We start from the raw sequence: 11,794 nt of genomic DNA, 5'->3' as shown, positions 1-11,794 counted from the left end.
TGCCCCCGTACTGGACGTACTTGGGCTTTCGGCCGGTGCGGCGAGAGTGCGTGCCGGGCACCGCGACGCCGCGGACCTCCGTCAGACACCCCCTAACCCCCGGGATTCACCTGGTCGGCCGGTCCCCGATGGTGCGCGGGGGCCGGCTGCCGCTTTCTGGACAGGGGGAGAAAGCGAGGGGTTCGTGGAACCCACCAGTGAACGTCTGCGGACCCCGCGGGCCGCGGGAGCTGCCGGAATCGCCTTCGCCCTGCTGCTCGCGGCGGCGATCGTGCTGATGCGGATCGCCGTCCCGGCGGGGAACGCCGCGGACGCGGCCATCCCCGCGGACCGGCGCTGGGCGGTCCGCGCCGCCCTGGAGATCGTCCCGTTCGCGGGGATCTTCTTCCTGTGGTTCATGGGCGCCCTGCGCGCCCATGCGGGCGAGGCCGAGGACCGGTTCGTCGCGACCGTGTTCCTGGGCAGCGGGTTCGTCTTCACCGCCACCCTCTTCGTCGCGGCCGGGGCCGCGGGCACCGTGCTCGCGGAGGACACGCCCTCGGATTTCGGCCGCCACTACGCATACACGGTCCTTGCGACCTACGCGATGCGGATGGCCGCCGTCTTCGTCTTCGCGACCTCGACGATCGGGCGACGGCTCGGGGTCTTCCCGCGGCCGCTGGCCGCCCTCGGCGTCGTCGTGGGGCTGGTCCTGATCGTCGTGGGGTCCGGTGTGCCCTGGTCGGAACTGGTCTTCCCGGCCTGGGCGCTCGTGGTCAGCCTGTACGTCCTGCTGCGGCCGAACCGGCCCTGACCTGCGGGCGAACCGCCCGGCAGGCCGTCCTGCGGTCCCGCGTGCATGCTGGTGGGAGGGGCGGGACGGGGGTCGGGGGCTCGGGGATGACGGGATGATCGGGCCACGGAAGGGCTGATCTTTCATGAGGCTTGTCGTCGACCTCAATCGCTGCCAGGGATACGCGCAGTGCGCGTTCCTCGCTCCCGACGTGTTCGCCATGCACGGCGACGAGTCCCTGCTGTACGACCCGGAGTCGGACGAGCGGCAGCGCGAGAACGTGGCGCGCGCCGTCGCCGCCTGCCCGGTCGGGGCGATCCTCGTCGAATACGACGGGGAGGACGGCCCCGTACGCGCCCAGGAGGTGCGCGATGAGCGGTGACGGAAGCCTGGAGCGCCTGAAGCGGGACGGCCGCATCGTCGTCGTCGGGGCCTCCCTGGCCGGCTTGCGGGCCGCCGAGACCATGCGCGAGGAGGGCTTCACCGGCTCGCTCACGATGATCGGGGACGAGCCCTACGAGCCGTACGACCGGCCCCCGCTGTCCAAGCAGGTACTGCTGGGCAAAGCGGCCGCGGACCGGACCGCCCTCCCCCGCCGCCGGGACATCGACGCCAAGTGGCGCCTCGGGGTACCCGCCACCGGCCTGGACATGAAGGCCCGGCGGGTGCGCCTCGCCGACGGCGACGAGGTGGAGTACGACCGGCTGCTGATCGCCACCGGCGTACGGGCCCGGCCGTGGCCCAACGAGGACGAGGGCGCCCTCGACGGCGTCTTCGTCCTGCGCACCCGTGACGACGGCGCCGGACTGCAACGGGCCCTCGCGGCCGGTCCCCGCCGGGTCCTCGTCATCGGGGCCGGATTCACCGGATCCGAGATCGCCTCCGCCTGCCGGGAGCGCGGCCTGTCCGTCACGGTCGCCGAACGGGGCGCCGCGCCGCTGGTCGGCGCGCTCGGCGGGGTCATCGGAGAGGTCGCCGCCGACATGCACCGGGAGCACGGGGTGGACCTGCGCACCGGGGTGATGGTGACCGGGCTGGAGGGCGACCCCGCGGGGCGGGTCCGCGCCGCGCACCTGTCCGACGGGGCCACCGTCGAGGCCGACGTGGTGGTCGTCTCGCTCGGCGCCCAGCGCAACACCGAGTGGCTCGCCGGGTCCGGCCTGGGCGCCGGGCCGCGGGGCATCGCCTGTGACGCGGGCTGCCGGGCCTTCGACATCTGGGGCATCGTCACCGACGACATCTACGTGGCGGGTGACGTGGCACGTTCCCCGCACGCGCTCTTCGGGTACCAGTTCCTGTCCCTGGAGCACTGGGGCAACGCCGTCGCCCAGGCCGAGACGGCGGCGCACAACATGCTCAGCGAGGGCATGGACCGCCGCCCCCACGTGTGGGTCCCGGCCTTCTGGTCCTCCCAGTTCGGCGTCAACATCAAGTCCGTCGGGGTGCCGCCGATGGGGACGGAGCTCCTCATCACGCAGGGCTCGCGCGACGAGCGCAGGTTCGCCGCCGTCTACGGCTACCAGGGGCGCGTCATCGCCGCCGTCACCTTCGACCAGGGCCGCTGGCTGCCCTTCTACCAGCACCTGATCGAGTCGACCACGCCGTTCCCGCCGCCGTACACCACCGTCGACCGCCGGCCCGAGGGGCACAAGCCGATGTCCGCCGACTTCCCGGACCCGTCGGTGCCCACGCACGGCCCGACCATCACGCTGAGCGGCTACTCGCCGGCCGACCGGAAGATGACCTTCACCCCCGCGCGCCACTGACCCCGCCGCGCCCTCCCCCGAGGACCACGAGGACCTGTCATGACACAAGCCATCCTGCGGGAGATCATCGACTACGCGAACCGCGCCGATCCGTACCCGCTGTACGAGGAGCTGCGCAAGACCCCGGTGGCCCATGACGGGGACGGGCCGTACGTCGTCAGCACGTACTACGAGATCCACAGCCTCCTCCACGACCCCCGGATCAGCTCCGACCGCCGCAACCTGACCTCGGTGGCGGGCGATCCGCTGGCCCAGACCGAGGAGGAGGGAGGGGAGACGGCCCTGCCGCCCTCCTTCCTGGGGCTCGACCCCCCGGAGCACGACCGGCTGCGCCGGATGACGAACCGGCCGTTCGGGCCCCCGCACTCCCCGCGCAAGGTCCACGACATGCGCGGTGAGCTGGGCGGGATCGTCTCCGGGCTCATCGACGGGATCGCCGACAAGGGCGGGCTGGACCGGATCGACCTGGTCGACCAGTTCTCCTACCCGTTCCCCGTCTCGGTCATCTGCCGCCTGCTGGGCGTGCCGCCCGAGGACGAGCCGCGCTTCCACGTGTGGGCGGACACCCTCGCGGCCAGCCTGGACCCCGACCCGGACGCCGATCCCTCGCAGCGCCACAAGGGCTCGCAGGACACCCGGATGGAGCTCGGCATGTACCTGGCGGGGCTCATCGAGGAGCGCCGCAAGGACCCCGGCGACGACATGCTGTCCCACCTGGCGACGGCGGGCGGCCCGGACGGCACGATGACGACGATGGAGATCCTCAGCACCTCGGCCCTCCTGCTGATCGCCGGCCACGAGACCACCGTCAACCTCATCACCAACGGGATGCTGACCCTGCTGCGCCACCCGGAGGTCCTGCAGCGGCTGCGCGAGGACCCCGCCCTGGCCGTACCGATCGTGGAGGAGCTGCTCCGTTACGAGCCGCCCGTGCAGCTGCTGCCGCAGCGCAGCCCGCTCACCGAGATCGAGATCAGCGGAGTGACCATCCCCAAGGGCGCGTCGCTCTGGCTGATCCTGGCGTCCGGGAACCGCGACCCCCAGCGGTTCGAGGACCCGGACCGCTTCGACCCGGACCGCAAGGACATCCAGCACCTCGGGCTCGGCAGCGGGATCCACAGCTGCTTCGGGGCGCCGCTGGCCCGGCTGGAGGCCCAGCTGGCGCTGAGCGAGCTCGCCCGGCGGCTGGAGAACCCCAGGCTCCTGGAGGACCCGCCCCCGTACCGCCAGAATGCGGTCCTGCGCGGCCCGCGCCACCTGCCGATCGCCTGCGACGCCGTCCGTTCCTAGGTCCGGCTGGCGGACCGGTCCCTCACGTCGCGGGGGTGCCCCCGGGCAGGACGACCACCTCGCCCGGGCTGAAGGACACCGCGACCCGGTCCCCCGCGGCCGGCGCCCCGGCCAGCTCGCACTCGGCCTCCAGCACCGGCCCCGCCGCGGGGCGCAGCAGCAGTGCCACGTGCGTGCCCCGGAAGGTGCGGGAGACGACCTCGCACCGCAGTCCGGCCGCGGCCAGGACGACTCCGGCCGGGCGGATCAGCAGCCGCTGTTCGCCCTGCGGGGATCCGGCGGGGACGAGGACCTTGCCCCACGGGGTGCCCGCGGCGCCGCCCGAGACCACGGCGGGGACCACGTTCTCGAAGCCCAGGAAGCGTGCCACGAACTCCGAGGCCGGGCGTTGCCACACCTCCAACGGGGTTCCGGTCTGCGCTACGCGCCCGTCCCGCATGACCACCACCCGGTCGGCCAGCGCGAAGGCCTCGCCCTGGTCGTGCGTCACGGCCAGCACCGTCGTCCCCAGCCGGGAGAACAGCCCCTGGAGCTCGACCACGAGCCGCTCCCGCAGCCCCCGGTCCAGCTGTCCCAGCGGTTCGTCCAGCATCAGCAACCGCGGCGAGGGGGCCAGCGCCCGGGCCAGCGCCACCCGCTGCTGCTCGCCGCCGGACAGCGAGGCCACCGCACGCCTCTGGGCCCCGGGCAGGCCGACCAGTTCGAGCAGCTCCGCCACCCGTGCCTCGTACGAGCCGCGGCCCGCGCCCTTCATCCGCAGCCCGAAGGCGACGTTCCCGCCGACGTCCCGGTGCGGGAAGAGCTGGTGGTCCTGGAACATCAGGCCCACGCCCCGCCGGTGCGCGGGCACGCCGGCCTGGTCGGCGCCGCCCAGCGACACTCGCCCCGCGGACACCGGCTGGAGCCCGGCGACCACGCGCAGCAGGGTCGACTTGCCGCTCCCGCTCGGCCCCAGCACGCACACGGTCTCGTGTTCGGCGACCTCCAGGTCCACCCGGTCCACGACCGCGCGCTCACCGAAGCGGACCGACACCCCGTCCAGCCGGAGCAGCGTCATCAGAATTCTCCCGAGGTCTTGTCGGGACGCAGTCGCTCCAGCACCAGCAGGGACACCGCGCACACCAGCATCAGAATCGTGCTCAGGGCCATCGCCTGCCCGTAGTTCATCTCCCCGGCCCTGCCCAGCAGCCGCGCCACGGCCACCGGCAGCGTCGGCCGGTCCGGCCGTGCGATGAAGACGGTCGCGCCGAACTCCCCGAGCGAGACGGCGAAGGCGAAGCCCGCGGCGATCAGCAGCGCCCTGCGCACCAGCGGCAGGTCCACCTCCCGCCAGGCCCGCAGCGGGGAGGCGCCGAGCACGGCGGCGGCCTCCCGCAGCCGCCCGTCCACGGCCCGCAGCACCGGCAGCATCGTCCGTACGACGAAGGGCACGCCCACCAGGGCCTGCGCGAGCGGCACCAGGATCCACGAGGTCCGCAGGTCCAGCGGCGGCTCGTCCAGGGTGATCAGGAAGCCGAACCCGACCGTCACGGCGGACACCCCGAGCGGCAGCATGAGCAGCGCGTCGAAGCCCCGCACGAAACGGCCTCCGCGCCGGGTCAGGGCCGCGGCCGCCAGCCCGCCGATCACCAGGGCGATGGCCGTGGCGGCGAGCGCGTACTGCAGGGAGTTCCAGATCGCCTCCAGCGGCGCCACCAGGAAGGTCCCGCCGCCCGCGCCCACCTCCTGGAGCGCCCTGTAGAAGCCGGGGCCGTATCCGCCCGGCGCGTCGAAGGACCGCTCCACCAGCACCGCCAGCGGGGCCACGATCAGCAGGGCGACCGTCAGCAGCACCCCGCCCAGCAGGCCCCGCTGCGACCAGCCGCGCGGCCGGTGCGTCGTGCGCCCCGGGTCCACCAGCCGCAGCGCGGTCTCCCGCCGGCGCACCGTCCAGGCGTGCACCGCGAGGATCGCGCCGATCGCCGCGAACTGCACCATCGTCAGCACGGCGGCCGTGGGCAGGTCCAGGAGCTGCGCGGTCTGCCGGTAGACCTCCACCTCCAGGGTGGAGTAGGAGGGGCCGCCCAGGATCAGTACGACGCCGAAGGAGCTGAAGGTGAACAGGAACACCATCAGCGCGGCGGCGGCCACGGCCGGGGCCAGCGCGGGCAGCGTGACCCGCCGCCAGGCGGCGAACCGCCCGGCGCCCAGGACCCGGGCGGCCTCCTCCTGGCGCGGGTCGAGCTGGGCCCACAGGCCGCCGACCGTGCGGACGACGACGGCGTAGTTGAAGAAGACGTGCGCGAGGAGGATCGCCCAGACGGTGGTGTCGAGGCGGACGCCCACCCGTTCGTCGAGCAGTCCGCCCCGGCCGACCAGCGCGAGGAAGGCGGTGCCGACCACCACGGTCGGCAGCACGAAGGGCACGGTCACCAGGGCCCGCAGGAGCTGCTTGCCGGGGAACTCGAAGCGAGCGAAGACGTACGCGCCGGGGAGCGCGATCAGCAGCGTGAGTGCGGTGGAGGCGAGCGCCTGCCAGGTGGTGAACCACAGCACGCCGGCGATGTCGGGCCGGGCGAGCACCTCGCCGATGCGGCCGAACTGCCAGCCGGCGTCGGTCTTGAGACCGCGTCCGACGATCGCGGCCACGGGGTAGGCGAAGAACAGTCCGAAGAAGGCGAGGGGTACGGCCATCAGCGCGAGCCGCACGGCCGTGGCCCGCCCGCCCTCGCGGGGGCCGGGAACCGGCGCGGCGCCCCCCGGCGCCGCGCCCGCTCCCCGGGTACCGCTTACTTCACGACGAGCGAGGTCCATGCCTTGACCCACTGCTCACGGTTCTTGGCGATGGTCTCGGGAGCCACGTTCTCGGGCTTCTCGACCACCACACCGTGCTTGGTGAACAGCTCCGGCAGGGAAGCGCCCTTCGTCACCGGGTTCACGAACATCTGCAGCGGCATGTCCTCCTGGAACTTCTTGCCGATCAGGAAGTCCACGAGGGCCTTGCCGCCCTCCTCGTTCTTCGCGCCCTTCAGCAGTCCCGCGAACTCGACCTGCCGGAAGCAGGTGCCGGTGGCGACACCGGTCGGGGCCTCGGCCGGCTGCGGCTCGGCGTACAGCACCTCGACCGGCGGGCTGGAGGCGTAGGAGACGACCAGCGGGCGGTCGCCCTTGGCCTTCTTGCCGCCCGCCGAGCCGGAGAAGCGCTCGTTGTAGGCCTGCTCCCAGCCGTCGACGACCTCGACGCCGTTCGCCTTCAGCTTGCTCCAGTAGTCCTTCCAGCCCTCGTCGCCGTACTTGCCGACGGTGGCGAGCAGGAATCCCAGGCCGGGGGAGGAAGTCGCGGCGTTCTCGGTGACCAGCAGGTTCTTGTACTCCGGCTTGACCAGGTCGTCCAGCGTCTGCGGAGGGGCGATCTTCTTGTCGGCGAAGTAGGCCTTGTCGTAGTTGACGCAGATGTCGCCGGAGTCGATCGGGGTGACCCGGTGCTCCTTGTCGAGCTGGAACTCCGGCTTGACCTCGCCCAGGCCCTTGGCCTCGTACGGGGTGAAGATCCCGTTGTCGAGGGCGCGCGAGAGCAGGGTGTTGTCCACACCGAAGAAGACGTCGCCGCGCGGGGAGCCCTTGGTGAGGATCTCCTGGTTGAGCGCCGCGCCCGCGTCCCCGGACTTCAGCACCTTGACGGTGTAGCCGCTCTGCTGCTCGAACTCCTTGAGGACCGTGTCGGTCACGTTGAAGGAGTCGTGGGAGACGAGCGTGACGGTCTTGGACTTCGGAGCGTCGCTCGCGCCGGCGGGCTTGTCCTTGGCGTCGCCGCCGCCGCAGGCGCTGAGCGTGGTGACGCCGAGGGCGGCCGCGAGCGCGGCGCCCGCGATCTTCTGGGTGGTGCTCACTGGTGATTCCTCCTGGGATGACCAGGAGAAGACGCGGCCCTGCCCGGCGCTCTGTGGGAGCGGACGCCGGGCAGGGCGCAACAGCATGAGTGGTGACCGAACTTCCTACCCCGAATGACCGGGGCGAGGTTCAGAGGGTCTGCGGATGACGGATACCGCACTCTCAGCGCTGTGGCGCTCCCCTGTCGGAATATGAAATTGGTTCGGCCACAGGGTACCGCGTGGCCGAATACGGATGCCGCGAGGCGGAATCTAGCGCTCCGAGGCCGCGAGCTGGCCGCACGCGCCGTCGATCTCCTGGCCGCGGGTGTCGCGTACGGTCACGGGGACGCCGTGCCGGGCGATGGCCTCCACGAAGGCCCGCTCGTCCTCGGGCCGCGAGGCGGTCCACTTGGAGCCCGGCGTCGGGTTCAGCGGGATCAGGTTGACGTGGACGCGCTTGCCCTTGAGCAGCCTGCCCAGCAGGTCGCCGCGCCAGGCCTGATCGTTGATGTCGCGGATCAGGGCGTACTCGATGGAGATCCGGCGGCCGGACTTCTCGGCGTACTCCCAGGCCGCGTCGAGCACCTCGCGGACGTTCCAGCGGGTGTTCACGGGGACCAGGGTGTCGCGCAGCTCGTCGTCGGGCGCGTGCAGCGAGACCGCGAGGCGGCACTTGAAGCCCTCGTCGGCGAAGCGCAGCATGGCCGGGACCAGGCCGACGGTGGAGACGGTGATGCCGCGCTGCGACAGGCCCAGGCCGTCCGGCTCGGGGTCGGTGAGGCGGCGGATGGCGCCGACCACGCGGTTGTAGTTGGCCAGCGGCTCGCCCATGCCCATGAAGACGATGTTCGACAGGCGGGCCGGTCCGCCGGGGACCTCGCCGTCGCGCAGCGCGCGCATGCCGTCGACGATCTGGTGCACGATCTCGGCGGTGGACAGGTTGCGGTCCAGGCCGGCCTGGCCGGTGGCGCAGAACGGGCAGTTCATGCCGCAGCCGGCCTGCGAGGAGATGCACATGGTGACCCGGTCGGGGTAGCGCATCAGCACGGACTCGACGAGCGTGCCGTCGTGCAGCTTCCACAGGGTCTTGCGGGTGGTGTCGTCGTCGCAGCTGATGTGCCGCACGACGTTCATCAGCTCCGGCAGCAGCTCCTGGTGGAGCTTCTCGCGCGAGGCCGCCGGGATGTCGGTCCACTCGGCCGGGTCGTGGGCGTAGCGGGCGAAGTAGTGCTGGGAGAGCTGCTTGGCCCGGAACGGCTTCTCGCCGATCGCGGCGACCGCCTCACGGCGCTCCTCGGGAGTGAGGTCGGCGAGGTGCCGGGGCGGCTTCTTGGCTCCGCGCGGGGCGACGAAGGTGAGCTCTCCCGGAACAGGGCGGGCCATGGCAGGTACTCCTCGTAAGACGAAAGGCGCGCCGCAGAAGCAGCGCGCCCTTCAAGAGTAACCGCCCGGCGTCTTGGGACGCCTTTTCGCAGGTCAGCCCGTACCCACGAAGGCTGCCAGCAGCAGCCACACCACCGGCGCCGTCGGCAGCAGCGAGTCGAGCCGGTCCATGATGCCGCCGTGGCCCGGCAGCAGGGTGCCCATGTCCTTGATGCCCAGGTCCCGCTTGATCATCGACTCGCCGAGGTCGCCCAGCGTGGCGCTGACCGCGACCGCCAGCCCCAGCAGCAGCCCCTGCCACCAGGCGCCGCCGTCGATCAGGAACTCCATGCACAGCGCGCCGGCCGCCATCGCGAAGGCGACCGCGCCGAACAGCCCCTCGCGCGTCTTGCCGGGGCTGATGCGGGGCGCGAGCTTGTGCTTGCCGAAGCGCCAGCCCACGGCGTAGGCCCCGGTGTCGCTGACCACCGTCAGCACCAGGAAGGTGACCACGCGCTGCGGCCCGTCGTCGGCGGTGAGCAGCATCGCGACGAACGTGGCCAGGAAGGGCACGTAGAACGCCGCGAAGACGCCCGCCGTCACGTCCTTGAGGTAGTCCTCGGGCGGTTCGGTCATCCGCCAGACCAGGACGGCGAGGGCCGTCAGGGCCATGGCCACCCAGGCGCCCTCGGCTCCCCGGACGTATCCGGCGATGACCATGGCCGCGCCGCCGACGGCGAGCGGGACCAGCGGGGCCTTGATGCCCTTCTTCTCCTGGAGCCGGGAGGTGAGCTCCCACAGGCCCACGACGACCGCGACGACGATGACGCCGACGAAGACCGCCTTGACGATGAACAGCGAGGCGAAGATCACCGCGCCGAGGCCGACGCCGACCCCTATGGCGGCGCGCAGGTCCCTGCCCGCCCGCTTCTTCGGCGGCGGAGGCGAAGCGTCCTGCGGTGCCTGGGAAGGCGGGGGCGGGGGGCTGGGCATGGGCTCCTGCGGCGGCGTTTCGGCGCGGAAGAGGGGGCCGCCGTCCACGGCGGCCCCCCGATCGCGTGCTTCCCGGTCGTCGAAGTCACGGCCGGCGGCATCGGGCACGATGGGCATGGGCCGAGTGTGCGGGCCCACCTGCGCATCGTATGCGGGACCCGCCGGAACCGGCTCCGGCTGCCAGGAAGAGTCGTTCATCAGACTTCGAGGAGCTCGGCTTCCTTGTGCTTGAGGAGCTCGTCCACCTGCGCGACGTACTTCGCGGTGGTGTCGTCGAGCTCCTTCTCCGCGCGGCGCACCTCGTCCTCGCCGGCCTCCTTGTCCTTGATCAGCTTGTCAAGGGCGTCCTTCGCCTTGCGGCGGATGGAGCGGATGGAGACCTTGGAGTCCTCGGCCTTGTTCTTGGCGACCTTGATGTACTCCTTGCGGCGGTCCTGCGTCAGCTCGGGGAAGGTCACCCGGATGATGCTGCCGTCGTTGCTGGGGTTGACGCCCAGGTCGGAGTCGCGGATGGCCTGCTCGATGTTGCGCAGGGCGCTCTTGTCGAACGGGGTCACGATCGCCATGCGCGGCTCGGGAACCGAGAAGGAGGCGAGCTGGTTGATGGGCGTGATGGCGCCGTAGTAGTCCGCCACGATCTTGTTGAACATCGCCGGGTGCGCACGACCGGTGCGAATCGCGGCGAAGTCTTCCTTGGCGACGACGACGGCCTTTTCCATCTTCTCCTCGGCCTCGAGGAGGATCTCTTCGGTCACCACGTGCTCCTGCATGTCTTGAATGGATGGTTCAGGCGGGCATGACGGGCGGGGCCGGTCCGGGCTCGGTCCGGCAGCGGACTGCTCAGGCCCGGGTTCCCTGGTCGCTGACGAGCGTGCCGATCTTCTCACCCTTGACGGCGCGGGCGATATTGCCCTCGGCGAGCAGCTCGAAGACGAGGATCGGAAGCTTGTTGTCACGGCACAGGGTGATGGCGGTGGCGTCGGCGACCTTGAGGTCGCGGGAGAGGACCTCGCCGTACTCCAGCGCGTCGAACTTCACCGCGTCCGGGTTCTTCTTCGGGTCGGAGTCGTAGACCCCGTCGACCCCGTTCTTGCCCATGAGCAGGGCTTCGGCGTCGATCTCCAGGGCGCGCTGGGCGGCCGTGGTGTCGGTGGAGAAGTACGGCATGCCCATGCCGGCGCCGAAGATGACGACGCGGCCCTTCTCCAGGTGCCGGACGGCACGCAGCGGGATGTACGGCTCCGCGACCTGGCCCATGGTGATGGCGGTCTGCACGCGGGAGTCGATGCCCTCCTTCTCCAGGAAGTCCTGGAGTGCGAGGCAGTTCATCACGGTGCCGAGCATGCCCATGTAGTCGGACCGTGCCCGGTCCATGCCGCGCTGCTGGAGCTCGGCGCCGCGGAAGAAGTTTCCGCCGCCGATCACGACGGCGATCTCCGCGCCGTCACGGACCACCGCGGCGATCTCGCGCGCGATGGCGTGGACGACGTCGGGGTCGACGCCCAGTCCTCTGCCACCCGAGAAGGCCTCGCCCGACAGCTTCAGCATGAAGCGGCGGCCCTTCTTGTCCTGGTCGCTCTTCTCGTCGGATGCGGTGTGGGGGTCCACGCCCTGATTCATGGAGATCTCCTCGTGCACATACGAAGAAGGCCATTGCCGGTGGGTCCTTGCGGTTCCCTCTGCGGCAATGGCCTCCTCGTCAGATCTGCGGTCGCCTCGCGCAAGCACGGGTGACTGCCTCAGACCCTACCGGGGTCCGG

Annotated in this window: 11 protein-coding genes and 1 riboswitch; of the genes, 4 read left to right on the top strand and 7 right to left on the bottom strand. The window is 71.6% G+C overall.

Annotated features, from left to right (window positions below; all coding sequences use genetic code 11):
- The first annotated feature begins 184 nt into the window (after nucleotides 1–184).
- The 4 genes from AB0D44_RS30750 to AB0D44_RS30735 all read left to right on the top strand — a co-directional run bounded on the left by AB0D44_RS30750 (nucleotide 185) and on the right by AB0D44_RS30735 (nucleotide 3,828).
- Nucleotides 185–793 (top strand): hypothetical protein, encoded by a 609-nt coding sequence (locus tag AB0D44_RS30750; protein ID WP_362596996.1) that lies wholly within the window; start codon nucleotides 185–187, stop codon nucleotides 791–793.
- Nucleotides 794–917: 124 nt separating this feature from the next.
- On the top strand, nucleotides 918–1,154 hold the full coding sequence (locus AB0D44_RS30745) for a ferredoxin (protein WP_362596993.1): 237 nt from the start codon (nucleotides 918–920) through the stop codon (nucleotides 1,152–1,154).
- A complete protein-coding gene (locus tag AB0D44_RS30740) occupies nucleotides 1,144–2,538 on the top strand; it encodes an FAD-dependent oxidoreductase (protein ID WP_362596990.1) in 1,395 nt (464 codons plus the stop codon). The genes AB0D44_RS30745 and AB0D44_RS30740 overlap by 11 nt, the downstream gene beginning before the upstream one ends.
- Nucleotides 2,539–2,577: 39 nt before the next feature.
- The gene (locus AB0D44_RS30735; protein ID WP_362596987.1) at nucleotides 2,578–3,828 is read left to right on the top strand and encodes a cytochrome P450; all 1,251 of its coding nucleotides are present in this window, start codon (nucleotides 2,578–2,580) and stop codon (nucleotides 3,826–3,828) included.
- Between the two features lie 22 nt (nucleotides 3,829–3,850).
- Here AB0D44_RS30735 and AB0D44_RS30730 read toward each other — a convergent pair whose 3' ends face one another.
- From AB0D44_RS30730 to pyrH, 7 genes are all read right to left on the bottom strand, one after another.
- Complete coding sequence (locus AB0D44_RS30730) at nucleotides 3,851–4,885, bottom strand: ABC transporter ATP-binding protein (RefSeq protein ID WP_362596984.1); 1,035 nt, start codon at nucleotides 4,883–4,885, stop codon at nucleotides 3,851–3,853.
- Nucleotides 4,885–6,501 (bottom strand): iron ABC transporter permease, encoded by a 1,617-nt coding sequence (locus AB0D44_RS30725; protein WP_362596981.1) that lies wholly within the window; start codon nucleotides 6,499–6,501, stop codon nucleotides 4,885–4,887. Before AB0D44_RS30725 ends, AB0D44_RS30730 begins: the two co-directional genes overlap by 1 nt.
- 95 nt (nucleotides 6,502–6,596) lie before the next feature.
- Entirely contained in the window at nucleotides 6,597–7,697 is a 1,101-nt protein-coding gene (locus tag AB0D44_RS30720) for a thiamine ABC transporter substrate-binding protein (protein WP_362596978.1), read from the bottom strand.
- Between the two features lie 84 nt (nucleotides 7,698–7,781).
- Nucleotides 7,782–7,891: riboswitch (TPP riboswitch) on the bottom strand.
- A 58-nt stretch (nucleotides 7,892–7,949) separates the two neighbouring features.
- A complete protein-coding gene (gene rlmN, locus AB0D44_RS30715) occupies nucleotides 7,950–9,062 on the bottom strand; it encodes a 23S rRNA (adenine(2503)-C(2))-methyltransferase RlmN (RefSeq protein WP_362596976.1) in 1,113 nt (370 codons plus the stop codon).
- A gap of 93 nt (nucleotides 9,063–9,155) precedes the next feature.
- Entirely contained in the window at nucleotides 9,156–10,232 is a 1,077-nt protein-coding gene (locus tag AB0D44_RS30710) for a phosphatidate cytidylyltransferase (protein WP_362596974.1), read from the bottom strand.
- Nucleotides 10,232–10,789: a ribosome recycling factor gene (gene frr / locus AB0D44_RS30705; protein WP_362302603.1), complete on the bottom strand. Its 558-nt coding sequence runs from the start codon at nucleotides 10,787–10,789 to the stop codon at nucleotides 10,232–10,234. The genes AB0D44_RS30710 and frr overlap by 1 nt, the downstream gene beginning before the upstream one ends.
- A gap of 85 nt (nucleotides 10,790–10,874) precedes the next feature.
- Nucleotides 10,875–11,654: a UMP kinase gene (gene pyrH, locus AB0D44_RS30700; RefSeq protein ID WP_362596971.1), complete on the bottom strand. Its 780-nt coding sequence runs from the start codon at nucleotides 11,652–11,654 to the stop codon at nucleotides 10,875–10,877.
- Between the last annotated feature and the right edge of the window lie 140 nt (nucleotides 11,655–11,794).

This window comes from Streptomyces sp. NPDC048349, from assembly GCF_040651925.1.
GTDB lineage: Bacteria > Actinomycetota > Actinomycetes > Streptomycetales > Streptomycetaceae > Streptomyces.
This window is presented reverse-complemented; position numbering and strand designations above follow the sequence as displayed.